The 21,570-nt window shown below is 69.8% G+C and carries 26 protein-coding genes; 7 read left to right on the top strand and 19 right to left on the bottom strand.

Annotation, left to right across the window (positions count from 1 at the left end):
• Window positions 1-145: 145 nt before the first annotated feature.
• Complete coding sequence (locus ACFWF2_RS19750; protein WP_379308882.1) at window positions 146-280, bottom strand: hypothetical protein; 135 nt, start codon at window positions 278-280, stop codon at window positions 146-148.
• 163 nt (window positions 281-443) lie between these two features.
• Here ACFWF2_RS19750 and ACFWF2_RS19745 point away from each other — a divergent pair, with 163 nt between their 5' ends.
• A complete protein-coding gene (locus ACFWF2_RS19745) occupies window positions 444-1,697 on the top strand; it encodes a serine hydrolase (RefSeq protein WP_379308881.1) in 1,254 nt (417 codons plus the stop codon).
• On the opposite strand, the gene ACFWF2_RS19740 is transcribed toward ACFWF2_RS19745, so the two are convergent.
• The gene (locus ACFWF2_RS19740) at window positions 1,690-2,325 is read right to left on the bottom strand and encodes a TetR/AcrR family transcriptional regulator (RefSeq protein WP_379308880.1); all 636 of its coding nucleotides are present in this window, start codon (window positions 2,323-2,325) and stop codon (window positions 1,690-1,692) included. The genes ACFWF2_RS19745 and ACFWF2_RS19740 overlap by 8 nt on opposite strands.
• A 71-nt stretch (window positions 2,326-2,396) precedes the next feature.
• Between ACFWF2_RS19740 and ACFWF2_RS19735 the strand changes: the two genes are divergently transcribed.
• Window positions 2,397-2,942, top strand: coding sequence for an ester cyclase (locus ACFWF2_RS19735; protein ID WP_379308879.1), 546 nt, complete (start codon window positions 2,397-2,399; stop codon window positions 2,940-2,942).
• Here ACFWF2_RS19735 and ACFWF2_RS19730 read toward each other — a convergent pair whose 3' ends face one another.
• The 6 genes from ACFWF2_RS19730 to ACFWF2_RS19705 form a co-directional block, all read right to left on the bottom strand.
• Window positions 2,943-3,443, bottom strand: a complete 501-nt coding sequence (locus ACFWF2_RS19730; RefSeq protein ID WP_379308878.1) for a nucleoside deaminase — start codon at window positions 3,441-3,443, stop codon at window positions 2,943-2,945.
• Window positions 3,444-3,451: 8 nt separating this feature from the next.
• The gene (gene cynS / locus ACFWF2_RS19725; protein ID WP_379308877.1) at window positions 3,452-3,922 is read right to left on the bottom strand and encodes a cyanase; all 471 of its coding nucleotides are present in this window, start codon (window positions 3,920-3,922) and stop codon (window positions 3,452-3,454) included.
• 26 nt (window positions 3,923-3,948) lie between these two features.
• Window positions 3,949-4,548 (bottom strand): carbonic anhydrase, encoded by a 600-nt coding sequence (locus ACFWF2_RS19720; RefSeq protein ID WP_379308876.1) that lies wholly within the window; start codon window positions 4,546-4,548, stop codon window positions 3,949-3,951.
• 111 nt (window positions 4,549-4,659) lie between these two features.
• Window positions 4,660-5,550, bottom strand: a complete 891-nt coding sequence (gene cynR, locus ACFWF2_RS19715; protein WP_379308875.1) for a transcriptional regulator CynR — start codon at window positions 5,548-5,550, stop codon at window positions 4,660-4,662.
• A 69-nt stretch (window positions 5,551-5,619) separates the two neighbouring features.
• Complete coding sequence (locus ACFWF2_RS19710; protein ID WP_379308874.1) at window positions 5,620-6,204, bottom strand: NAD-dependent epimerase/dehydratase family protein; 585 nt, start codon at window positions 6,202-6,204, stop codon at window positions 5,620-5,622.
• A 41-nt stretch (window positions 6,205-6,245) separates the two neighbouring features.
• The gene (locus tag ACFWF2_RS19705; protein WP_189033525.1) at window positions 6,246-6,527 is read right to left on the bottom strand and encodes a hypothetical protein; all 282 of its coding nucleotides are present in this window, start codon (window positions 6,525-6,527) and stop codon (window positions 6,246-6,248) included.
• 297 nt (window positions 6,528-6,824) lie between these two features.
• Here ACFWF2_RS19705 and ACFWF2_RS19700 point away from each other — a divergent pair, with 297 nt between their 5' ends.
• The gene (locus ACFWF2_RS19700) at window positions 6,825-6,971 is read left to right on the top strand and encodes a hypothetical protein (RefSeq protein ID WP_379308873.1); all 147 of its coding nucleotides are present in this window, start codon (window positions 6,825-6,827) and stop codon (window positions 6,969-6,971) included.
• Between the two features lie 64 nt (window positions 6,972-7,035).
• On the opposite strand, the gene ACFWF2_RS19695 is transcribed toward ACFWF2_RS19700, so the two are convergent.
• Window positions 7,036-7,680, bottom strand: a complete 645-nt coding sequence (locus ACFWF2_RS19695; protein ID WP_379308872.1) for a response regulator — start codon at window positions 7,678-7,680, stop codon at window positions 7,036-7,038.
• Window positions 7,677-8,825: a sensor histidine kinase gene (locus ACFWF2_RS19690; RefSeq protein WP_379308871.1), complete on the bottom strand. Its 1,149-nt coding sequence runs from the start codon at window positions 8,823-8,825 to the stop codon at window positions 7,677-7,679. Before ACFWF2_RS19690 ends, ACFWF2_RS19695 begins: the two co-directional genes overlap by 4 nt.
• Window positions 8,826-8,933: 108 nt before the next feature.
• Between ACFWF2_RS19690 and ACFWF2_RS19685 the strand changes: the two genes are divergently transcribed.
• Entirely contained in the window at window positions 8,934-9,485 is a 552-nt protein-coding gene (locus ACFWF2_RS19685) for a hypothetical protein (RefSeq protein WP_379308870.1), read from the top strand.
• A 50-nt stretch (window positions 9,486-9,535) separates the two neighbouring features.
• On the opposite strand, the gene ACFWF2_RS19680 is transcribed toward ACFWF2_RS19685, so the two are convergent.
• Genes ACFWF2_RS19680 through ACFWF2_RS19645 form a run of 8 tightly spaced genes read right to left on the bottom strand, consistent with a single transcriptional unit; the run spans window position 9,536 to window position 17,095 of the window.
• A complete protein-coding gene (locus ACFWF2_RS19680) occupies window positions 9,536-10,474 on the bottom strand; it encodes an ABC transporter substrate-binding protein (RefSeq protein WP_379308869.1) in 939 nt (312 codons plus the stop codon).
• On the bottom strand, window positions 10,471-11,190 hold the full coding sequence (locus tag ACFWF2_RS19675) for a class II aldolase/adducin family protein (protein WP_379308868.1): 720 nt from the start codon (window positions 11,188-11,190) through the stop codon (window positions 10,471-10,473). The genes ACFWF2_RS19680 and ACFWF2_RS19675 overlap by 4 nt, the downstream gene beginning before the upstream one ends.
• 16 nt (window positions 11,191-11,206) lie before the next feature.
• Entirely contained in the window at window positions 11,207-12,376 is a 1,170-nt protein-coding gene (locus tag ACFWF2_RS19670) for an LLM class flavin-dependent oxidoreductase (protein ID WP_379308867.1), read from the bottom strand.
• Window positions 12,373-13,473 carry an LLM class flavin-dependent oxidoreductase gene (locus ACFWF2_RS19665; RefSeq protein ID WP_379308866.1) on the bottom strand — a complete coding sequence of 367 codons (1,101 nt, stop codon included), beginning with the start codon at window positions 13,471-13,473 and terminating at the stop codon, window positions 12,373-12,375. The genes ACFWF2_RS19670 and ACFWF2_RS19665 overlap by 4 nt, the downstream gene beginning before the upstream one ends.
• Window positions 13,470-14,495 carry an ABC transporter substrate-binding protein gene (locus tag ACFWF2_RS19660; protein WP_379308865.1) on the bottom strand — a complete coding sequence of 342 codons (1,026 nt, stop codon included), beginning with the start codon at window positions 14,493-14,495 and terminating at the stop codon, window positions 13,470-13,472. The genes ACFWF2_RS19665 and ACFWF2_RS19660 overlap by 4 nt, the downstream gene beginning before the upstream one ends.
• Complete coding sequence (locus tag ACFWF2_RS19655; RefSeq protein WP_379308864.1) at window positions 14,492-15,244, bottom strand: ABC transporter ATP-binding protein; 753 nt, start codon at window positions 15,242-15,244, stop codon at window positions 14,492-14,494. The genes ACFWF2_RS19660 and ACFWF2_RS19655 overlap by 4 nt, the downstream gene beginning before the upstream one ends.
• Window positions 15,241-16,056: an ABC transporter permease gene (locus ACFWF2_RS19650; RefSeq protein ID WP_379308863.1), complete on the bottom strand. Its 816-nt coding sequence runs from the start codon at window positions 16,054-16,056 to the stop codon at window positions 15,241-15,243. The genes ACFWF2_RS19655 and ACFWF2_RS19650 overlap by 4 nt, the downstream gene beginning before the upstream one ends.
• A 1-nt stretch (window position 16,057) precedes the next feature.
• The gene (locus ACFWF2_RS19645) at window positions 16,058-17,095 is read right to left on the bottom strand and encodes an NrtA/SsuA/CpmA family ABC transporter substrate-binding protein (protein WP_379308862.1); all 1,038 of its coding nucleotides are present in this window, start codon (window positions 17,093-17,095) and stop codon (window positions 16,058-16,060) included.
• Window positions 17,096-17,308: 213 nt separating this feature from the next.
• Between ACFWF2_RS19645 and ACFWF2_RS19640 the strand changes: the two genes are divergently transcribed.
• The 3 genes from ACFWF2_RS19640 (at window position 17,309) to ACFWF2_RS19630 (ending at window position 20,498) form a co-directional block, all read left to right on the top strand.
• Window positions 17,309-18,061 (top strand): IclR family transcriptional regulator, encoded by a 753-nt coding sequence (locus tag ACFWF2_RS19640; protein WP_379308861.1) that lies wholly within the window; start codon window positions 17,309-17,311, stop codon window positions 18,059-18,061.
• 26 nt (window positions 18,062-18,087) lie between these two features.
• The gene (locus ACFWF2_RS19635; RefSeq protein ID WP_379308860.1) at window positions 18,088-19,521 is read left to right on the top strand and encodes an MDR family MFS transporter; all 1,434 of its coding nucleotides are present in this window, start codon (window positions 18,088-18,090) and stop codon (window positions 19,519-19,521) included.
• 182 nt (window positions 19,522-19,703) lie between these two features.
• Entirely contained in the window at window positions 19,704-20,498 is a 795-nt protein-coding gene (locus tag ACFWF2_RS19630) for a class I SAM-dependent methyltransferase (protein WP_379308859.1), read from the top strand.
• Between the two features lie 4 nt (window positions 20,499-20,502).
• Here the strand turns inward: ACFWF2_RS19630 and ACFWF2_RS19625 are convergent, their stop codons facing one another.
• Complete coding sequence (locus ACFWF2_RS19625; protein ID WP_379308858.1) at window positions 20,503-21,510, bottom strand: hypothetical protein; 1,008 nt, start codon at window positions 21,508-21,510, stop codon at window positions 20,503-20,505.
• Window positions 21,511-21,570: the final 60 nt, after the last annotated feature.

Raw genomic sequence — 21,570 nt, 5'->3', positions numbered from 1 at the left:
CGGTGCTCACCTACCCACCCGCGTCCCCGCCCCCGCTGGGGCCCGGGCCCCCCCCCCCGCGGCGCCACGGTCCCCACTCAGAGGGACATCTCACCTCCGGCACCGGGCGGACATCGCTGGTCGCGCGGCGACGGGCGGGATAGGTCTACCAGCGCTGGGTGAGGTGGGCCCGGCCGCTCAGGATGCGGTCGACCCCACTGCGCTGGGAGCGCGCGGCTCGTCTGCGCCAGGCTGCCTCGACCCGATAACGCCAGTAGAGCGCGGTTTCGCGGCAGTGCACGATGCCGCTCCACCGACGGTGCCGGAACAGATGTCGACCGGACCGGGATGCGGTCCACTTGCCGTTCCCATCGATGCGATCTCACCGCCATCTGCCGAGGTCACGGGGCCGAGGTGCCCACACCACAGGGTCGGTGATCCGCGGCGTCGATAGGCTGGGTCGCATGAGCGCACTCTCCGGCACATTGGTGACGATCGCCGAGGACCTGGATACGGTGACGACGGTCGGGCACGAGGACGATCCCGCCGAGGCGGGGACGTCCGCCGAGGCGGTCGCGCGGCTGTGGTCCTCGGTGCGCGACTGGTACGCGATGGGGACGACACCCGCGATCCAGGTGTGCCTGCGCCGCAATGGCAAGATCGTGCTGAACCGGACCATCGGCCACGGGTGGGGCAACGCGCCGAGGGATTCTCCTGACGCCGAGAAGATCCTGGCCACACCGGACACCCCGTTCTGTGGGTTCTCGACCGCGAAGGGTGTCGCCGCCACGGTGATGTCCATGCTCGTCGAGCAGGGCGCGTTCGCACTCGACGACCCTGTGTGCGAATACATTCCGGAGTTCGCGTCGCATCGCAAGGACCGGATCACCATCGGTCACGTGCTGTCGCATTCGGCGGGCGTCCCGTTCATCACGCCGCCGTACAAGGGCAGTGATGTGGTGCCCGACGAGGAACTGGCCGTGTCGGCGCTCGCCGATCTCGTGCCGAGCTGGCCGCCGGGCCGGTTCCGTGTCTACCACGCACTGACCAGCGGGCTGATCCAGCGCCTGCTGGTGCAGCGCGCCACCGGTAAGCGGATGCGGGAGCATCTCGCCGAGCAGGTGCTGGTTCCGTTCGGGTTCCGCTGGAACAACTTCGGGGTCGACCCCGCGGATATCGGCAAGGTCGTGCCGAGTGTGAAGACCGGTCCGCCGCCGTCGAGGCTGTCGCTGTTCCTGGCGCGCAAGGCGCTCGGCGGGCGGATGGACAAGGCGTCCAAGTCCGACAACGACGCGTTCCTCACCGCCGAGCTCCCCTCCGGCAACCTGGTGACCACCGCCTACGAGCTCTCGCGCTTCTACGAAATCCTCACGCGGGGTGGCGAACTCGACGGCATCCGGATCATCGAACCCACCACGCTGGTCGATGCGATCCGCCCGGCCGACCGCATACCGGGTGCGGCGGGCCGGGTCAGCCGCGCGGGATTCGAGCTGGGTGGGCGCCGGTCGAAGTTCGGCCGCGATACCCGATTCCATTTCGGCCGTAGTGGATTGACGACGCAGTACGGCTGGGCCGACCCCGAACGCGGGCTCGCGGGCGCGATCCTCACCAGTGGCAAAGCAGGCACCGACCTCAACCGCCCCTGGCAGCTGGTGGCGCAGGTGTCCGACACCCTGCCGCGGCTCGACCGTGCACCGGAGTGGCTGAGCCTCAGGTGATCGCGGCGATGATCGCGCGCGCGACCCAGCTCGCGTAGCGGTCCACCGACCAGCCCCTGGCCAGCACGAGCCGCTCGTAGGTGTCGATGGCGAGGTAGTTCCACAGGACGTCGCGAACCTCGTCGAGGTCGATCCCTGCCCGGAGCTGCCCTGTCTCGAGCAGGTGCCGCCCCAGCATGGTCATCCCGGCCAGGCCCTCCTCGGCCAGCTTGTCCCACACCGGGGTGAGCGAATCGTCGACGTGGCGACCGTCGCGAATCAGGAACTGCACCTTGGCCGATCGCGCCTGCCGCTGAGCCAGGCCGTGGACGAACATCTCGATCTTGCGGCGCACGTCCGGTTCGGCGAGCATCGCCTGCTGCTCGGGCCGTTGATAGACGGGGACGTCTTCGTCGTCGCCCGCGATCACGACATCGAACACGGCCTTGGCCAGCGCCGCCTTGGTGCCGAACGCCTTGTACACGCTCTCCGCCGACACGCCGGCGCGCTCGGCGACCGCCGCGATCGTCGTCGGCCGGAACCCGTCGCTCTCGAACAATTCCTGGGCCGCGACCACCATCGCGTGGCGGCGCGCCCTGGCCTGCGCACGCCGCCCTGACGCGTCATACCGCCTCTTGACTTCGGTCATCACCGGTCCAATAATTTTAGATACAGTTCCACTTTACTCAATTGGAGTTCTATCACAGACGGAGCGTCATCATGAACACCATCAGCCCCAGGGTCGTGGCCGACGACCTGAAGTCCGTGGCGATTCGCGGCATCCATCTCATGGTCGACGGCAGTGTCACCGACCTCGCCGAGGTCACCCATCCCGACGGTTTCACCAGGGAGCGCAAGGCGGCGCCGCCATGGGCACGCGGAAACGGCCCCGAGGCGATCCACGCGCTGGCCGAGTGGCTGCGCGGCGCCTTCACCGACATGTCCTACGACATCCACGCCACAGCCGTCGAGAACGACCTGGTGACCGTGTACGCGACGATGCACGGCCGCCAGATCGGCCCGCTGGTCTTCTACACCGAAGACGGCGCGGTGGACAATGCCTTCCCGGCCACCGGCAAGACATTCGCGATGACCGAATCGCACTGGTTCCGCATGCGCGACGGCAAGATCTTCGAGCATTGGGCCAACCGCGACGACCTCGGTATGGCCAGGCAACTCGGCTGGCTGCCGCCCTCCCCGGTGTTCCTGCTGCGATCGGTGCAGCTGAAGCGGCGCGCGGCCCGCGAGGTCCGTTCCGGCCGCTGATCAGTCCGCGGTCGGGGCACCGGCGGCCCGGCGGTCGCCGCCGTTGCGCTCCTGCCAGCGGCGATAGACGTCGACGGCGTCGGCGCGCGATTCATGGCGCATGGGCAGGCGGCGCTGGTCCCACGGCATGGCGATCTCGTCGTAGAAGGTGGCGAGCTCGAAGTACTTCCGGTCGTCGACGTAGTGCGGTGCGTAGGCATCACGGGTCGTCAGGAAGACGACCTCGTCCGGAGAGCAGTAGTACAGCGCGCCCAGACACATGGGACAGGGCAGCGCGAGGATGTAGATGGTGGCGCCGACCAGGTGTTCGGTGCCGAGCGCGGTGCAGGCCTGCCGGATGGCGAGGATCTCCGCGTGCGCGGTGGGATCGCTGGTCTGGGCGACCAGGTTCGGGCTCTCGGCCAGGATCTGCCCGTCCTTGACGATGACGGTCGCGAAGGGACGCCCACCGTCCTCGACATTGCGACGGGCCAGTTCGATCGTGTGCTGTGCGAAGTCCATGATGATCCTCAGAACGGCTTGGTGGGCAGGTACTTGCCGTCGAGGGTGATGACGGCGCGTTCGCCGCCCTCGGGGTCGGCGACCTTGCGCACGTCGAGCGTGAAGTTGATCGCGCTGATGATGCCGTCGCCGAACTGCTCGTGCACCAGCGCCTTGAGGGTGGTGCCGTAGACCTGCAGCATTTCGTAGAAGCGGTAGATCGTCGGATCGGTCGGGATGCCACCGGGGATCGAGCCGCGGGTGGGGATGGTCTGCAGCAGGGTCGCCGCCTCGCTGTCGAGGCCGAGCAGCTCGGCGACGGCCACCGCGGACCGCTCCGGCAGGGCGTGCTGACCGAGAACGGCGGCGGTGACGAAGGCGACCGACAGGCCCGCGGCGTCGGCGATCTCCTGCCAGGTCAGGTCTTTCGCCGTCTTCGCGGCGACCGCGGTGACGGCCACGGACTGACGGGCGGAGGGGTCGAATTGTGCGTGCACCATGATGGGGTTTCCTTTCTTCGGGGATTTCAGGCGGCAGGCGTGGACGCGGAGTGGGTGCCGTCGACCACGGCCACCGTGCCGGTGCCGATGTCGAACACCCAGCCCTCGGCAACGAGGGCGCCGTCGGCCAGCGCGCGGGCAACGGACGGGTGGGTGGCCAGATTCGACAGCTGCGCAACAACATTGGCGTGCACGAGCGTCGACACGGGATCGGCTGTCGCGGAGCCGACCCGGGCGGCGGCGGCATCGGCGTGCCGCAGCCACTGCGCGATCGCCGGCATCGCGCTGAGATCGTGGCGCTCGGCGACCGCGGTCATCGCGCCGCAGCCGGAATGACCACAGACGACGACTCGCGAGACGCCGAGCACCGCGACGGCGTATTCGATACTGGCGGCGATGCCGTCGCCACCGGGCGCATAGGCGGGCACCAGGTTGCCCGCGGTGCGGATCACGAAGAGCTCGCCCGGCTCACTGCTGGTGATCAGCTCCGGGACGACGCGGGCGTCGGAGCAGCTGATGAACAGCGTGTGGGGTGTGTGGGTCGTCGCCAGTTCGGCGAAAAGCGCTGCCTTGCCGGGGTAGACGTCGTGCTGGAAGTGCGTGACGCCGCTCGCGAGGTCGGTCATGGATCGCTCCCTTCGGTGGGTGCCGGCTCGGTGTTGCTGTTCGAGATCCAGCCTGCCCGTCAGGAGCTATAGCGTCCAATACGTTGTTCCAACAGTTTCGATTGTCGCCATCTATGGCGCGAACTCGCCCGCCGCGTCCCTGGCGATCGCGGCGAAGGCGCGCGCGGCGGCCGAGTGATAGGCGGTGCCGCGGCGCAGCAGTTCCACTGTGCGGGTCGGCAGCGCTGGTTCGAGCGCGACCGGGCGCAGGTCGGGGTGCGCGCGGGCGATCGCATCGGGCAGGACGGTGCCGAGCGTGCCCCGGCGCGTGAATTCGACGAGCGCGCTGATCGAGTTCGCTTCGATCGCGATGCGCGGCGCGACACCGCAGTCGGCGAGGTAGTCGTCGATGTGGGCACGGGTCGCGAAGTCGCGGCTGAGCAGCGCCAGGGGCTCGACGGCGAGATCCCCGATCGGCAACGGCCCCGCGTGCGTGGCCAGGGCGTGGTCGGCGCCGACCACCAGGCTCAGGTCCTCGGTGAACAGAGCGGTGCAGTCGATACCCGCGGTGTGGCTGCCGCTGAACGCGATACCCAGATCGAGGGCGTCGGCGAGCAGGTCCTCTTCGAGCCGGTCCTGGGTGGTCTCGGTGACCGCGACGGTGACATTCGGGTGCGCCCGGTGGAACCGGTCCATCAGCGGGCCGATGAGGTAGGCGGTGATCGTCGGCGTCATCGCCACGCGCAGATGTCCTCTGGTCAGATCCTGCACATCGTGGACGGCACGTTCGCCTGCCTCGAGGTCGCGCAACGCATTGCGCGCGTGCTCGGCGTACACCTGGCCTGCATCGGTGAGGCGCACCGTTCGCCCGGAGCGGTCGAGCAACTGCACGCCCAGCAGCCGCTCGAGCTGTTTGATCTGCTGCGACAGTGTCGGCTGGGAGATGTGCAGCGCCTCGGCGGCCCTGGTGAAGTTCCCGTGGTCGGCGACGGCGAGCAGGTACCGGATATGACGCAGCTCCATGGTCACCATGATAGATAGTGTCTATCGAATACAAGGCGACCGCGAGGCGGCCGCTATCGACGCCGAGAACTACGCGGGATCGACGACGACCACGGTTCCGGTCGGTGCGTCGAGCAGGTCCATCGTGCGGGCGGCGGCCGAGTCGACATGGATACGCGGGTGTTCCGGCAGGGTGGACTCGTAATAGGTTCCGGGGCCGTAGAACTGGCCGTAGCGCACGACGACGCCGCCCGCGTCGAGCACCGCGGCCTCGTGCGCGGCGATCACGGCGCCGCGGCCCGCGGGCGGCTGCCAGGCAATGCTCTGGGCGAGAATGCGTTTCGCGCCTGCCGCGGCCGCGGCGGCGAGCAGATTCGCCGTACCTTCGGTGCGGATGCGCGCGTTCGCCTCTCCGGAGGTCGCCAGATCGGCGACGTCGTCGGGGAGGTCGGTGAGCTGGTGCATCACCAGGTCGGGTGCGAAGTCGGTGACGGCGGCGGCGAGGCCGGGCGCGTCGTAGACGTCGTGCACGATCGGGTGTGCGCCGGTGACGCGGATCGCTGCCGCCTTGGCCGGGGAGCGCGTCAGGCCTGCTACCTCGTGGCCCGCGCCGATCAGCAGCGGCAGCAATCGCGTTCCGATGACACCCGTGGCGCCTGCGAGAAAGATACGCACGCCTCGACCCTAGTCGAGGCCTTAGGCCACGGGACGGAAGGTCAGGCTCCGATCACCGCGTTCATGATCGTGCCCGCACTGGTCGCCACGGCGCCGCCCGCCATGGCACTGGCGATCATCTTCGGCGACTGCAGACCGCCGCCGTTCCACTTCTCCCACGCGAATCGTCCGCCGCCGTAGGTGATGGCGGTAACGCCGGACAGCAGGATCATCCAGGTGAAATACCGGCCCAACTGCAAGACCTTCTCCGCCATCGGCGGGGCTTCCGGTGTGGGATTGCCTACCTGCGCGAGAACGGCGCCGTCCAACACAGCCAGGATCATGCTCACGATCGTGCTCCTTCGTCGGATGTTCGTGGTGAAGCCGATGTCGAGAACTCGTGACGCGGTAGAACCCAGATCTATTGAACATTCAACCTCAGGCCGCTTCGATGGCGTACCCGACACTCCGCGACGAACATGACCGCCGTCACACCCGTCGGGCCGTGCCGCCGTCGCGCCCTGCCCCTACTATCGAAAGCGCGGGGCTAATCCAGAATCGGCGCGACGAGGCGCTGATCACCACCTTCATCGCTGAGCGCGCGCAGCGCGCCGCATATACCGTACCGCGAGGAGGGGCAAATGGCTTTACTGATTCCGTTGATCTTCGCGTTTCTTCTGGTGACCGCAGCAGTAGTGGTGACCTCTTACGCCACCGTTTTCCTGACCTATTGGCTTGAATCTCGCCGGATCCGTCGCGATCGGTCGGACCCGCACCCCGCACACTGATCTGTGCCCCGCGATGACGATGCCCCGTGACCGACACCGGTCGCGGGGCATCGTCGTCGAGCGGTCAGTGCAGTTCGAGACCCACCTGGGTGGCGATCACCGCCGCTTGCACGCGCGACTGCACGCCGAGCTTGGTCAGCACCCGGGAGACGTGGGTCTTCACCGTGGCTTCGCCGATGTGCAGGCGGGTGCCGATCTGCTGGTTGGACAGCCCGGCGCCCAGACCCGCGAGCACCTGCCGTTCGCGGTCGGTGAGGGCGGACAGATCGGGTGGCGGGGCGAGAGCCGTCGCCTTGGGCAGCGCGGCGATCACCGCGCGAGTCACCTTCGGGTCGAGCACCGCGTCACCGTCGGCCACGGCCAGCACGGCGCGAACCAGCTCGTCGCCACCGACGGATTTGAGCAGGAAGCCGCTCGCGCCGGCGGCGAGCGCGCCGAGGACGTAGTCGTCGATGGCGAAGGTGGTGAGTACCAACACCTTCGCGGTCGTTTCGGCGACCACCGCGGCGGTGGCCTCCAGCCCGTCGACGCGCGGCATCCGCACGTCCATGAGCACCACGTCGGGACGCAGCGCACGGGTTTGCCGGAGCGCGGCGACACCGTCGCCCGCCTCGCCGACGACCCGGATCCGCCCGGATGATTCGAGCAGCATGGTGATACCCGCCCGGATGGTGGCGTGATCGTCGGCCACCACGACTGTCACCGTCATCGGTCCCCCAGCGGAATCCGCGCCCGCACGCACCAGCTGCCGTCTTCGGCGCCCGCGGTGAGCGTGCCGTCCATCGATTCGGCGCGAAAGATCATGTTGCGCAGTCCGTTTCCCTGGCCTTCCGGTCGTCCTGGCTCGATCGGATTCGAGGCGGTCACCACCACCCGGGTGGCGTCGCGGCGCACGTCGATCGCCAGTGGCGCACCCGGTGCGTGCTTGGTCGCGTTCGCGATCGTCTCGCCGAGGATGCGGGTGATCACCGCCTCGACGGCGGTGGGCAGTGCCAAGCCGTCCTGCCGTCGCAGGGTCACCGCGCCGCCCGCGGCGTGGGCGGCGTCGATCAGCCCGTCCAGGGAGGAGAGCCGGGCGGTGACGGCGGTGTCGCCGGGCGCGGTGAGCAGGTCGATCGTCGCCCGCATCTCGTCGAGCGCGGCCAGGCTGCCCGCACGGATCGAGTGCAGGACGGCGGTGTCGCCGGGGTTCTTCTGCGCCACCTCCGCGAGGATGGCGACGGCGGACAGGTGACCGGCCACCGTGTCGTGCAGATCCCTGGCCACCCGTCGGCGTTCGTCGCCGAGGGCGGCGGAGCGCTCGGCGTCGCGGGCCGCGAGTTCGGCGCGGGCCGCGTTGCGTTCCACGCCGACCATCCGGCGAGAGGCGCGCACGGCCCGTGCGTAGCCCAGCGGTGACCAGGTGAGCGCGACGCCGATCAGGCCGACGTACAGCGCCGCGCTGAGCCCGAAAACCGCCATCGCCAGCAGTGCACCGCCCGCGGTCACCACGACCGCGAACCAGCCGACCACCACGCCGAGCCGGTCGGATCCGGTGCTGACGGCCAGGAAGATCACGTCGGTCATGGCGATCCACAGGGGCAGCGACGGTCCGAGCACGAAGTCACCGGCCAGCAGGGCGACCATCAGCCCGAAGGCGAGGGCGGGCCTGCGTTGCGCGGTCAGCTGGATCGCGAATGCCGCGCACAGCAGCGCCAGTTTCACCGGCGACGGATACAGATCGCGGTCGATGACGATCGACCAGCCGCCCGCGGCCCACAGCAACAACCCGACCAGGAATACGCCGACCGCGGCCGAGGTCGCGCTGTCGAAGGCGTCCGCGAGCCGGTCCAGGGGCGTGCGGGACGGGGGCATGCCCCATTTCAGCACACCGCGGCCGCGCCCCGGGTCCCCCGAAAGACGGACCACCCACGCGCCGTCAGCGGGACGACCGCGCACCGGTGCGCCCGGCACAGTAGGGAAATGGACGAACTGAACAACCCCGTATTGCTGACGATCGCCGCGTGCGAGGTCGGTTTCTGGGTGCTGGTGGTGGGCGGGTTGCTGTTGCGCTACGTGGCGCGGCTACGGCGCGCCGGCCTGGTGACGCTGGCTCTGGTTCCGGTGCTGGATGTGGTCCTGGTAATCGCGGTGGCCATCGATCTGCACCGGGGCGGGGAGGTGAGTTTCGCGCACCGCCTGGCCGGAATCTACCTGGGCTGCACGGTGATGTTCGGGCATCGGATGATCGAGTGGCTCGACGCGCGGTTCGCCTATCGCTTCGCGGGCGGACCCGCGCCGGTGAAGGTACCCAAGGACGGTCCGGAACGAGCCCGCAAGGAGTGGGCCGACTTCGCGCGCTGGCTCGGCGCGGCCGCCATCGCCGGCCTGCTCACCCTCCTGCTGAGCTACACGGTGGCCGACGCCGAGCAGCGCGAACAGCTCATGGGCGTGTTCGGCAGTCTGGGCGTGATCACCGTGATCTGGCTGCTCACCGGGCCCGTGTGGGTCGCCGGCTCGGGACGGAACCGATGACGCGCGTTGCCCCGGTACCGATTCGGTACCGGGGCAACGCCCGCGCGCGCTCAGACGGCGGCGTTCCCGGGGACGGCCGACCCGATCCACGGCAGGACCGCGGACCGCACGTCGACGGTGCGCGGCAGCAGGCCGTTGGCGGCGAGCAGGTCGGCGGCACGCTGCTGTTCGTCGAGGAATTCCTCGCTCACCGGGTGCACGCCGAACGGACGACCGCGCAGCGCGGCTTCCCAGGCGTCCAGATCGGCGGGTACGCCGCGGGACTCGGCGTCGTCGACGAAGTACTGCGCCGCCGCGCGCGGGTTGGCGGCGATCCACGCGTCGGACTCCTGCAGGGCGGCCAGTACCGCCTCGACCACCGCGCGGTGGCCTTCGGCGAGGTCGCGACGGGTGAACCACAGCGACGGGTGGCTGAATACCGAGGCGGTGTCGACCAGCGTGGTCAGCTCGGTCGCTGCCTCGACCTCCCGCAAGCCGGGGTAGGTGCCGATCCAGGCGTCGAGTTCACCAGCCAGCAGGGCGGCGCCGCCACCGCGCACGTCGACGTCGACCGGTTCGACATCGGACCAGGTCAGCCCCACCTGGTCGAGCGCGAACAGCAGCAGCGTGGTCTGCCACGAGCCGTGCGCGATGCCGACGCGCTTGCCTTGCAGGTCGGCGGCGGAGGTGATGCCGCTCGCGGCAGTGGCCACCAGCCTGCCGTTCTCCACCCGCGGGCCGGAGATGCCGAGGTAGACGATGTCGCGCTGGTTGGCCAGTGCGGTCAGCGGCGGGGTGAAGCCGGTGCCGATGATGTCGTAACCGCCGTCGGTGAACAGCCAGTCCGAATGCTCGCCGGGCAGAGCGGTTTTCGGGTCGACGCGCTCGGCCTGCGGCAGCGCGCGCAGGTCGACCCATTCGACGTCGGGCAGCAGCCGCTCGAGGATGCCGCGGTGGCGCAGCACGAACAGCGAGTTGTTGTGCGGGAAGTACCCGACGCGCAGGCTCATCGCGCGTCGCCGATCAGGCCGAGGCGGCGGGCCTCGTCGGCCAGGCCGCTGCGGCTCCACTGCACCGCGAGGTTGGATGGATCGAATTCGGCCGAGCCGCCGAGAGTTTCGGCAATCGCCTGATACTGCGCGCCCTCCTCGAGCAGGACGACGAACTTCGCCAGCTCCAGCAGACCGGCCCGGCCGAGCACATTGGCGCCGCCGTTGGCCTCGAAGATCGCGACCAGGTGCGGGTCGGTCTCGAGCTTGCTCAGGATGAAATCGCCCGCGCCGATGGTGCGGTCGATGTGCGGCGGGATCTCCCGGGACAGGGTCAGGCGCTGCGAGGCGGCATAGCGGATCGGGAGGGTGCGGTGGGTCTGCGCCCAGCCACCCAGCCACGGAGTGTGGATGTGCACGACGGAGGTGATCTCCGGATGCGCGCGGAACACCTTGGCGTAGCCGGTGACGAAACCGGCGGATCCCTTGCCGGACAGCACTTCTCCGTCGAAGGTGGCGACGACGGGTTCGACGGTGCGCTCGGCGGCCCACGGGCCCGGCTCGTTGAGGGCGACGGCGATCTCCTCGCCGGGCACTCGTTCGACGAAGTTGACGGTGCCGTTGCCGGTGACGGTGCCGGTCTCGCGGAACACCCGGAACGCGGTCTCGGCGTCGCGGGTCGCCGCCTCGACGAAGGCCGTGACGGCCTCCGGCAGACGGGTTTCGGTGGTGGTCATTGTCGAACTCCTGCGGTTATCGGGCCGTCGCGAGGACGGTGTCGGTGGACGGGGTGGTGAGCCGGGATCGGCCGAGCAGGGGCAGCACTTCCTCGCCGACCCGGTAGGCCTCTTCCAGGTGCGGGTTGCCCGCGAGGATGAAGGCGTCGACGCCGAGGTCGATCAGTTCGTCGAGCCGCTGCGCGACCTGCTCGTAGCTGCCGACGAGGCCGAAGGCGGGGCCGCCACGGATCAGGCTGAACCCGCACCAGACATTGGGCTGGACCTCCAGATCGCGATAGCCGGTGATGGTTTCGGGCACCCAGCCGGTGATCCTGGCGGCGCCTACCGAGTCGCCCTTGGCGGCCCGGTTGGCGGCGTCGCGGTCGACGAAGGCCCAGCCCTTCTCGATCTCGGCCCAGGCCGCTTCCTCGGTGTGCCGGGCGACGATGTCGATGCGCACCGCGAACTTCGGTGTGCGGCCGATGCTTTCGGCATTGCGGCGGACACCGTCGAACTTCGCGCGCAGATCCGCGAACGGTTCGAGCCAGGACAGGTAGTAGTCGGCGTGGCGGCCCGCCGCGGCCACCGCGGCACCGGAGGACCCCGAGAAGTACACCTCGGGGAAGGGCTGACCGGCCAAGCCGGGCGGCAGCGCCGCGCCTTCGGTGCGGAAGAAGCGGCCGTCGTGGTCGAACGGTTCGCCGTCCCATACACCACGCAGGACGTCGAGGAATTCGCTGGTGCGGGCATAGCGGTCGTCGTGGGAAACCTTGTCGCCCCACCACAATTGGGCAGGTCCCCCGCCACCGCTGATGATGTTGTAGACCAGCCTGCCGCCGGTGGCGCGCTGCAGGCTCGCCGACATCCTGGCCGCCTGCACCGGGTGCAGGAAGCCGGGCTGGAAGGCGACCATGAAGCGGTAGGTGGTGGTCTCGGCGGCCAGCGCGGCGGCGACGGCCCACGGGTCGTCGGTCACCGGGAACGACGGGAGCAGGCCGCCGAGGAAGCCCGCCGATTCGGAGGCCTTGGCGACCGCGGCGACATGGTCGAGGTAGCTGTACTCGTCCAGTGCGCCACCACGAATGGCGGGCGCGATATTGCCGGGACCGTAGCCGCCCGCATTGCCGCGGTTGTAGCGGCGCGGGGTGCGCAGGGAGGCGTGGTCGCCTTCCATGCCGATGCGCCAGTAGACGTCGATGGTCATGCGGTGAGCTCCTGCGCGGTGGTGAGGGTGCGGCCTGCCGGGTCGGCGAGGAACAGCAGGTGTTCGCCCGCGCGGTGGATCTCCTCGATGTGCGGGTGGCCGGAGAGCACGAAGGTCTGCACGCCGGCGATCTCGTAGACCGCGAGCTGGCGGGCCACCTGCTCGTAGCTGCCGACCAGGCCGATGCGCTGGTCGTAGCCGAGCGCGTCGAAGCCCGCCCAGCGGCCGTCGCCGAGGGCGTGCTCGGCTGCGGAATCAGTGCGACCCAGCTCGTCCCACTGTCGGTGGACCCTGGCCCATGCCTCGTCCTCGGTCTCCCTGGCGATGACCGGCAGGTCGAGCGCGACGCGCACCCGGCGGCCCGCCGCGGCGGCCCGCTCCCCCAGTTCGGCTGCGGCACGCGAGATTCCGTCCGGCTCCTCGGCGAAGACGTGGACGTCGCCGTGCGCGGCGGACAGGTCGAGTGCCGCTTCCGAGGTGCCACTCAGGTGGACCGCCGGGAAGGGCAGACCGGACAGGATGCCACGGAAGCCGCCGTCGATGACGTCGTAGTACTGCCCGGCATACTCGAATCCGGTGCCCGCGAATCCGGCCGCACCGACCTCGGTTTCGTTCCAGACACCCCGTGCGACGGTGAGGAATTCGGCGGCGCGCCGGTAGCGTTCGGCGCCGTCGACGAGGTCGCCGCGAGCACGGGCCTCCTCGGCATCGGTGTCGACGGCGAGTCGCCAGTTCAGCCGACCGGCCGAATGCCGCTGCAGGGTGGCCGAGATCTTCGCCGCGTACACCGGTGTCCCGAACGCGGGCTGGAATTCGACGGTGACCTGCGCGTACCGGGTGGTGCGCAGGGCGGCGGCCGCGACGATCCAGGATTCTTCGCCGTGCGGGTCGTACGGTGCGAGCACGCCGTCGAAGCCGTTCAGTTCTGCCGCGCCGACGATCTGGGCGAGATCGTCGAACGGGCCGAATCGGCCGGGCCGCACATCGGTGGCCTCGGTGCGCGGCGCCTGCGGGCCGAAGCCGCCACGTCCGCGGAGTTCGGGCCGGGCGCGCCTGCCGTCACCGCGGCTGGGCAGTTTCCAGAGGAACTCGGTCATGCGGGCACCCGCTCGGCGGCGACGAGTTCCTGCGCGCGAGCCAACGGCTCAGGGGCGACCCAGGATTCGAGATCGAAGTCCGCGGCCAGGAAGCCGTGCGCGTAGAGGAACTGCTTCTGTACGCCGAGTAGTTCGACGCGTTCCTCGGTCAGCGACGGGTGCAGACCGCGATGGAACTCCGCGCCGTAGGCGGCGACGACGCCCTCGGGGCCGGACAGTGTTTCGCGTTGCAGCACCGCGCGAACGCCGTCGAGGTCACCGGCGGCCCAGTCGGCGGCACGCAGGCTCTGCGCGAGGAAACCGACGACCACCTCGGGTCGCGATTCCAGCAGATCCGCGTGCACGGTGATCGGACGCGGGGTGCCGTTGTTCACGCGCAGGCGCTTGGTGGCCGAGGCGTCCAGGTCGACCGCGACACGCAAGCCGTTCTCCTTCGCCACCTCTTGGGCGCGCGCACCCTTGACGTAGATGGCGTCGACCGTGCCCGCCAGCAACTCCTCCACACCCCAGGTGGTGGACCGTCGCGCCGTCTGGATCTCGGTGCGTACCTGCGGATCCCGCTCGACCTCGAGTTCGGTGACCCGGACATCGGCGAGAGTCAGCCCGGCCGGGCGCAGCGCATTGGCGAAGCCGTGCAGCGCCATCGCCCGCGGGAAGCTGCGGGCCCGATCCTGCGCCCAGGCGGGCACGCCGATCCGCAGCCCGGCCAGACCGGCGGCGTCGGCGACCGGCGAGTCGGGGCCGACCAGGATCGCCTGCGACTCGTCGATCCAGGTGAGGCCGATCAGCCGGGTCGGCGACCCCTGCGCGCGGGCTGCCAGCGCGGGCACATTGCCGCCCTCGCGGATCAGGCCGGACAGGTCGTGCAGGAAGTGGTGGCCCGCGAGTTCGGGGCCCGCGTCCTGCAGGACGCCGAACTCGAGGCCCGCGTTCGCCGCGGTCTCGCCGAGCCAGCCGAGGCTGTGCGCGAGGCCGCTCGCGGTCGGCACGGGGCAGCGGGTGTACCACAGGGTTTCGGTCATGACAGGCTCCTGGTGTGTGGTCCGACGCCGAGCTGGGCGAGGAATTGCGTTCGGTAACCGAGGGTTTCGGGTGCCGCGTGATCGCGCGGCCGGGGCAGGTCGATGACCTCGTCGACGGCGAAGCGGCCGTGGTCGAGGATGATCACCCGGTCGGCGAGCCGGATCGCCTCGTCGACATCGTGGGTGACCATGAGGACGGCGGGCCGGTGCCGGGCGACGAGATCGCCGACCAAGTCCTGCATCTGGAGCCGGGTCAGTGCGTCCAGCGCCGCGAACGGCTCGTCGAGCAGCAGCAGTTCCGGTTCCCTGACCAGTGCCCTGGCCAGGGCGGCGCGCTGGGCCTCACCACCGGACAGGGTGGCGGGCCACTGCCCGGCCTTGCCGTCGAGGTGCACTTCACTCAGCGCCCGCAGACCGGCTTCCCGCTGCGTCTTGGTGCGGCGCAGGCCGACGATCACATTGGCCAGCACCCGCTTGGACGGGATCAGCCGGGGCTCCTGGTAGACGGTCGTGCGGCGGGCCGGTACCAGCACTTCACCGGCATCGGGCACCTCGAGGCCGGTGAGCAGGCGCAGCAGCGTGGTCTTGCCGGTACCGCTCGGACCGAGCAGCACCACGAACTCGCCGCGGCGGATGGTCAGATCGACGCCGTCGAGAACGGTCTTGTCGCCGAAAGCTTTTCGCAGTCCGGTGATCGAGACCGCCACCGGTGCCGCCTGCCGTACGGGCGCGGCTGTTGTCGTGGTCATCGGATCGCCACCTGCTTTCGCCATGGCATCGCGTAGCGTTCCGCGAGCCGCACGAGTGCGTCGAACACCAGACCGAGCAGCGCGTAGAGCACCACGCACAGCACCATGTAGTCGGTGCGGTTGTATTCCTGGGCCAGCGTCACCAGATAGCCGACGCCCTGCTGGGTGCCCACCTGTTCGGCGGCGATCAGGCCGGTGATGCTGATCGACAGGCACACCCGCAGCGCCATCAGGATGCCGGGCAGCGCCGCGGGCACGATCACCTCGGCGACGAGCCGGGTGCCGGTGAGCCCGAAACTGCGGGCCGCCTCGACCACCTTGCGGTCGACGTTGCGCACCCCGAGATAGGTGTAGGCGTACATGGGCGCGGTGGTCGCCACCGCGATCAGCAGCACCTTGTACAGCTCGTCGATGCCGAACCAGGAGATGAACAGCGGCACCAGCGCGAGGAACGGCACGGCGCGCACGATCTGCATCGTCGAGTCGACCAGTTCCTCGCCCAGGCTCGACAGGCCCGACAGCAGGCCGAGCACCAGCCCGACGGAGACGCCGATCGCGACGCCGGCGGCGGCCCGTCCGAACGAGGCGAGGGCGAAATCGACCAGCTGACCGCTGTCGAGCAGTTCCAGGAACGCCGACCAGACGGCACCGGGGCCCGCGATCACGCGCTGCGAGATCACGCCGCTCGCCGACCCCGCCCACCAGGCCAGCACGATGGCGGCGGGGAGCGCGGCCCGCAGGCCCAGCGAGAGCCACCGGGGCCGCTGACCGGTCACCCGGGCCCGCGGCGGAGCCAGTTCGAGGGTGGTCATGTCAGTTTTCCTTCAGCGCGGCCAGCTGCTCCGGGCTGAGCTTGGACCGCAGGTCGTAGAAGATGTCGGCGGCGGTGATCCGGCGGGTGATGACGCCGTTGTCGGCGAAGGTGTTCACGACATCGGCGAGGTCGGCGGCGTCGGAGTCGGCGGGCAGGCGCGGCACGGTGACCTCACCACCGACCCGGACGGCATCGGCGAGGCGATCACCGGTGAGCGCGCGCGGCCCGGTCTTCTCGAAGACGTTCTCGAAATCGACCGGCGCGGCCTTCTGCTTCGCCGTAAGTCCTTGCAGCACTTCCAGATACTTCGCGGCGACATCCGGGCGCTGTTCGAGAACCTCGGTACGGAACACGACCACGGTGTTGTCGTTGGAGCCGATCGACTTCTCGGTGGCGATCTCGCGCGCCCCCGCCGCCTTGGCTTCCTGATACGGCACCAGGAACGAGGCCCAGGCGTCGACCTTGCCGGTGGCGAACGCCGAGGCGGCGTCCTTCTGCTGCAAAGGCACCCTGGTTACCTTGTCGGCCGGAATACCCGCCTGCGCCAGCGCTTTCAGGGTGATGTACTCGCCCTTACCCGCGGGATTCACCGCGATGCGCTTGCCAACCAGCCCCGCCACCGAGGTCACCCCGGACTCGGGGGTGACCACGATCCCGCTCTGGTCCTGGCCTGCCGGATCGGCCACGGCGACGATCTTCACGCCGACGTCCTTGGACAGCGCACCGACGACGGGACTGAACGCGGCGCCCGAGACATCGAGCTCCTTGGTGTTGAACAGCTTGAGGTTGGAGCTGAAACCGGGTGTGGTGCTGACCCATTGGATCTTCGCGCCGAGCGGAGCCAGCGCCGCGTCGAAGGTGCCGTCGCGCTTGCCGACCGCGAGCGGTCCGGTATTGCCCGGGTCGGTCACCTTGAGCACGAACGAGGCCTGGGCACCCTGCTCGGGCGTGGAGCCGGAGCCACACGCCGCGACGAGGGCGACGACGGGGGCGATCGCGAGGGCGATCCGCGAGAAGGCCGGCAGCCTGCGGGACATCGGGGCTCCTGTTCGGGGAAGGGCGGGTGATGCCTTCGCAGCGTAGGAGCGACGATGGCGCCGAACGAGGTATGCCTTTCCATGGATCGGAAAGCTTGACAGGGCGCGATCGGGCGATCTATGGCGAATCACGGGGAGCGACGCGGGATTTCATTCCGTATATCGGAAACCTCGTGACGATTTCCGCCGAATGCCTGTGTTACCGTCGGCTACGTGGAGACCTCGAGCGTGCAGACCGTGTCCCGGGCCCTGTCGGTACTCGATTGCTTTCGCGGCGGCGAGGAACGGGGTGTCTCGGAGGTCGCGCGCGCGCAGGGTCTGGCGGTCAGCACCACCCACCGTCTGCTGAGCGCTCTCGTCCAGGCTGGTTTCCTCGAGAAGGACGCCGAGTCGAGCCGCTACCGGATGGGCGGCGCCCTGGCCGAATACGGGCAGATCGCCTACCGCCAGCACAAGATCTACCTCGCCGAGCCCTACCTCGAACAGCTCGCGGCGACCACCGGAGCCACCGGCTCGGTGGCCACCCGCCACGGCATCCACGCCGTGCTGCTCGGCACCAGCCGGTGGCGCGAGAGCGACGGCCACGAACTGCAGGGCGTGCGACTGCCGCTGCACGCGAGCGCGCTCGGCAAGGCGCTGCTGGCCTGGTCCGACGTCACCGATGACGAACTGCGTTCCCTCCCTTACGAAGAAGGCACCGAACGGTCGGTGTCGAGCGCCGCGGAGTTGCGCGCGGAACTGGTCGCGACGCGGGCGCGGGGCTACGCGTTCAACGATCGCGAACTCGATCCCGGATACCGCACCATCGGCCTGCCGATCCTCGACCCGCAGGGCCGCTGCCGTTTCGCTCTCGGCCTGCGCGGTCCGCTCACGCTCATGATCGATGAGCGGGTGCCGTTCTTCGTCGAACTCGCCAAGGTGACCGCCGCCGATATCGCGGCCACCTTCGCCGCCGCGGCGGAGTGACGATCAACTTCAGGAAGGGAGCGGCGGTGGCGACCGATACCGCACGTCCCGCGGTCGGGCTGCGTTCCGAACGCGGCGCGATTCTGGCCTCGCTGATGATGTCGACGAGTCTGATCGCGCTCGATTCGACGATCATCGCGACCGGCGTGCTGACCATCACCACCGACCTCGGCGGTTTCGCGCTGTTCCCGTGGTTGTTCTCGATCTATCTGCTCACCCAGGCCGTGACGGTGCCGATCTACGGCAAGATCGCCGACACGGTCGGCCGGAAACCGGTGATCCTGTTCGGGATCGCGGTGTTCGCGCTCGGCTCGCTGCTGTGCGGGCTGGCGACGAACATGGTGGCGCTGATCGTGTTCCGGGCGATCCAGGGCATCGGCGCGGGTGCGGTGCAGCCGATGACGATGGTCATCGCCAGCGACCTCTACACCCTGCCCGAGCGCGCGAAGGTGCAGGGCTATCTGGCCGGTGTGTGGGCCGGGTCCGCGGTGCTCGGCCCGCTGCTCGGTGGCGCGTTCGCCGATTTCGCGAGCTGGCGCTGGATCTTCCTGGTGAATCTGCCGTTGGCCTCGATCGCCGCAATCATGCTCCTGCGCAACTTCACCGAGACCGCACCGCGCGGTCCGCGCCAGTCGGTCGACTATCTCGGCGCGGCGCTGCTCACTCTCGGTGCGGGCGCATTGATCCTCGCGCTGCTCGAAGGCGGCCAGTCCTGGGCATGGAACTCCCCCATGAGCCTTGGCCTGTTGGCGGGCAGCGTGGTCGTGCTGATCGTGTTCGGGTTCGCCGAGCGCCGGGCCGCGAATCCGATTCTGCCGCTGTGGATCTTCACCCGCCGGGTGGTCGTCGCGGCGAGCGCGGTGTCGATGCTCATCGGCGCGGTCGTCCTCGGCCTCACCTCCTATGTGCCGACTTTCGCCCAGGGTGTCCTCGGCACCAGCGCGACGGTCGCCGGGCTGACCGTCGGCGCGCTGACGATCGGCTGGCCGATCACCGCCTCCCAGGCGGGCACGCTGTATCTGCGGTTCGGCTTTCGCACGACCGCGCTGATCGGCAGCGCGATCGCGGTCGTCGGCTGTGCCGCCCTGCTGCCGATCGGCGCGCAGGCGGGCCCGTGGCAGATCGCCGGGACCTGCTTCCTCATCGGCGCGGGCATGGGCCTGGTCGCCAATCCCACCCTGATCGCGGCACAGACCAGTGCGGCGTGGTCGGAGCGTGGCGTGGTGACCTCGGCGACCATGTTCGCCCGGTCCATCGGCAGCGCGGTCGGCGTCGCGATGTTCGGCGCGATCGTCAATGCCCAGGTCGGCGGCGTCGACCGGCCGGATCCCGGCGAGCTCGCCCACGCCATCCACCTGGTGTTCGCCACCCTGCTCGTCATGGCGGTCGCGCTGTTCGCCGCAGCGGTCACGATGCCGGGCGCGCAGACACCGACCAGCCCCGAGCCCCCGACAGACTGAGACGAATCACCCTGATACGCAAGCGCATTCGACAGCGCCCGCACCGTCGCGAACTCGCGCCGGAACAGGTGGCAGGTAGGCCGACTGCACCGGGCGATCGGAACGCGGCTGCCTGTTGTCGCGTTGCTTTGCTCGGCACGGATCGCGTCGCCGCGAGCTGAAGGTGCCGGTATCGTCGAGGCGTGCGGGGAACTGGGGATTCGACCGATCAGGCTGCTCTTCGCGCGCGACGGGCGAGTTCGTTCGGGCCGCAAGCGGCCGTCTATGCCGAGCATCGGCCTGACTATGCGGCGGCGGGCATCAGGTGGGCGCTGGCGCCGCTCGGCGCGAAAGACGTTCCCGCCGTGCTGGATCTGGGCGCCGGTACCGGCAAGCTCACCGACGGACTCCTGGCGGTCGGCGCCGAGGTAATCGCCGTCGAACCCGACGAGGCGATGCGCGCCGAGCTCGTCCTCCGGTACCCGTCGATGACCGGGCTGTCCGGGACGGCAGAGGAGATTCCGCTGCCGGACGGGTCGGTCGATGCCGTGCTGGCCGGGCAGGCGTTCCACTGGTTCGACCAGGCGCGCGCGTTCCCCGAGATCGCCCGGGTGTTGCGGCCCGGTGGAGTGTTCGCCGCGTTCTGGAACAACGAGGACAACCGTGTCGCGTGGGTGGCTGGGCTCCAGCGCACCGTACGACCGGACGCGTCGTTCCCGCTGCCCGCGGCGGACGACGCGCTTCCCGAGCATGCGCTGTTCACGTCGTTCGAGCAGGCAGGGTTCCCGCACACGCACCGGCGGACCGCGGATTCGCTGGTCCAGACGATCGGCACCTACTCCCACACCGTGGTAATCGGCCCGGATCAGCGCGCCGCCCTGCTCGGCCGGATCAGGGACTACCTGCGCGCGACACCGGAGACCGCCGAGGGCGAGTTCGACTATCCGCTGCGCACCGAGGTGATCCGCGCGGTACTGCGCGGATCACCTCAGCACTGAGCGGTCAGCTGGCGCGTTCCTCCAGTCCGCGCACCACGTCGACGACCTCGCCCGGGGCGAACTCCACGACGCGACGCACCCGCGAATTCGCCACCGGCGCCAGGTCGACGACGATCGGGGCGCCCGCACCCGCCTGCACGATCGCGGTGATCCGGTCCTGCAGGAAGCCGCCGTCGGGGACGGCGACCCGGATGACGTCGCCCACCGTGAGCGCCTCGGCGCGGACCGGGCCACCGAACGCGGCGGTGGGGTCGAAGGTGCCGCAGCGGGTGTGCCCGGTGGTCGCGCCGAGGCTACGTTCGGCGATGGTCCACCACACCGGCGATTCCGGTTCGCCCGCACCGACCCGGGCGTGCCAGGCCAGCACCCGGTCGCGTTCCGCCTCGGCGGCCGCGCGGGTCTCGTGCAGCGAGACCTGACGGCGGACCGGGGCATTGCGCGATCGCGTTGTACCCGCCGCGCCGTCGATCACCAGGATCCAGCGGGCGCCGACCGCGTCGTCACGGCGGGCCGAGACCCGTTTGGCCAGTGCCAGTCCCGGTGTCGCGCCCAGCTGATCGGCGGCTTCCTCGATGCTCTCGACCAGCCCGAGCGCGCGCAGCAGCTCGGCGACCGACAGCTCCGAGGTGCCCAGTTCCTGGGCCAGCGCCGTCATCGGGGTTCGCCTGCGCCAGCCGATCCGGGCGCAGTGCTCGTGCCGGGTGAACCACAGTCCGCTGCGGTGGCGGAGGTGGTGGTCGACCACCACCGCCCACCAATCCCATTCCGGTTCGGCGACCAGGCGTCCGCGAATCCATCGTTCGCGCTCGGCCGTCGACACCCGTTCCTCCGGTGGCACGAAATTGCGGAGGGCGGCGCGCACCGCGGATTCGGTGCGTCCCACCGTCCGCGCGGTGCGCGCCAGATCGGCCCCGGCCCGCAAGTCGTCGGCCAGTATCCGGTATTCCGATTCGCGCCAGGTGGTTCCATGCCTGCTCGGTGGCAGCAGATCGCCACGGTCGATGTCACTCATCCCGTGCCCCCGTTCTCGCACCGCCCGGCCACACTCGCGCCGGGCTCGTTTGTGTGACCC

The organism is Nocardia sp. NPDC060259 (assembly GCF_042728775.1).
In the GTDB taxonomy this organism is placed as follows: Bacteria; Actinomycetota; Actinomycetes; order Mycobacteriales; family Mycobacteriaceae; genus Nocardia.
The sequence above is the reverse complement of the archived record's forward strand: the minus strand, read 5'-3'. Positions and strand labels throughout refer to the sequence as shown.

What these genes read in the sequence shown, in the direction of transcription:
- ACFWF2_RS19695 (WP_379308872.1), bottom strand. Translation starts at nt 7,680, where the DNA reads ATGACGGTGACAGTCGTGGTGGCCGACGATCACGCCACCATCCGGGCG.
- ACFWF2_RS19740 (WP_379308880.1), bottom strand. Translation starts at nt 2,325, where the DNA reads ATGACCGAAGTCAAGAGGCGGTATGACGCGTCAGGGCGGCGTGCGCAG.
- ACFWF2_RS19675 (WP_379308868.1), bottom strand. Translation starts at nt 11,190, where the DNA reads ATGACCACCACCGAAACCCGTCTGCCGGAGGCCGTCACGGCCTTCGTC.
- cynS (WP_379308877.1), bottom strand. Translation starts at nt 3,922, where the DNA reads ATGGTGCACGCACAATTCGACCCCTCCGCCCGTCAGTCCGTGGCCGTC.
- ACFWF2_RS19655 (WP_379308864.1), bottom strand. Translation starts at nt 15,244, where the DNA reads ATGACCACGACAACAGCCGCGCCCGTACGGCAGGCGGCACCGGTGGCG.
- ACFWF2_RS19645 (WP_379308862.1), bottom strand. Translation starts at nt 17,095, where the DNA reads ATGTCCCGCAGGCTGCCGGCCTTCTCGCGGATCGCCCTCGCGATCGCC.
- cynR (WP_379308875.1), bottom strand. Translation starts at nt 5,550, where the DNA reads ATGGAGCTGCGTCATATCCGGTACCTGCTCGCCGTCGCCGACCACGGG.
- ACFWF2_RS19625 (WP_379308858.1), bottom strand. Translation starts at nt 21,510, where the DNA reads ATGAGTGACATCGACCGTGGCGATCTGCTGCCACCGAGCAGGCATGGA.
- ACFWF2_RS19665 (WP_379308866.1), bottom strand. Translation starts at nt 13,473, where the DNA reads ATGACCGAGTTCCTCTGGAAACTGCCCAGCCGCGGTGACGGCAGGCGC.
- ACFWF2_RS19680 (WP_379308869.1), bottom strand. Translation starts at nt 10,474, where the DNA reads ATGAGCCTGCGCGTCGGGTACTTCCCGCACAACAACTCGCTGTTCGTG.
- ACFWF2_RS19730 (WP_379308878.1), bottom strand. Translation starts at nt 3,443, where the DNA reads ATGGACTTCGCACAGCACACGATCGAACTGGCCCGTCGCAATGTCGAG.
- ACFWF2_RS19690 (WP_379308871.1), bottom strand. Translation starts at nt 8,825, where the DNA reads ATGCCCCCGTCCCGCACGCCCCTGGACCGGCTCGCGGACGCCTTCGAC.
- ACFWF2_RS19685 (WP_379308870.1), top strand. Translation starts at nt 8,934, where the DNA reads ATGGACGAACTGAACAACCCCGTATTGCTGACGATCGCCGCGTGCGAG.
- ACFWF2_RS19670 (WP_379308867.1), bottom strand. Translation starts at nt 12,376, where the DNA reads ATGACCATCGACGTCTACTGGCGCATCGGCATGGAAGGCGACCACGCC.
- ACFWF2_RS19660 (WP_379308865.1), bottom strand. Translation starts at nt 14,495, where the DNA reads ATGACCGAAACCCTGTGGTACACCCGCTGCCCCGTGCCGACCGCGAGC.
- ACFWF2_RS19705 (WP_189033525.1), bottom strand. Translation starts at nt 6,527, where the DNA reads ATGATCCTGGCTGTGTTGGACGGCGCCGTTCTCGCGCAGGTAGGCAAT.
- ACFWF2_RS19735 (WP_379308879.1), top strand. Translation starts at nt 2,397, where the DNA reads ATGAACACCATCAGCCCCAGGGTCGTGGCCGACGACCTGAAGTCCGTG.
- ACFWF2_RS19650 (WP_379308863.1), bottom strand. Translation starts at nt 16,056, where the DNA reads ATGACCACCCTCGAACTGGCTCCGCCGCGGGCCCGGGTGACCGGTCAG.
- ACFWF2_RS19745 (WP_379308881.1), top strand. Translation starts at nt 444, where the DNA reads ATGAGCGCACTCTCCGGCACATTGGTGACGATCGCCGAGGACCTGGAT.
- ACFWF2_RS19720 (WP_379308876.1), bottom strand. Translation starts at nt 4,548, where the DNA reads ATGACCGACCTCGCGAGCGGCGTCACGCACTTCCAGCACGACGTCTAC.
- ACFWF2_RS19700 (WP_379308873.1), top strand. Translation starts at nt 6,825, where the DNA reads ATGGCTTTACTGATTCCGTTGATCTTCGCGTTTCTTCTGGTGACCGCA.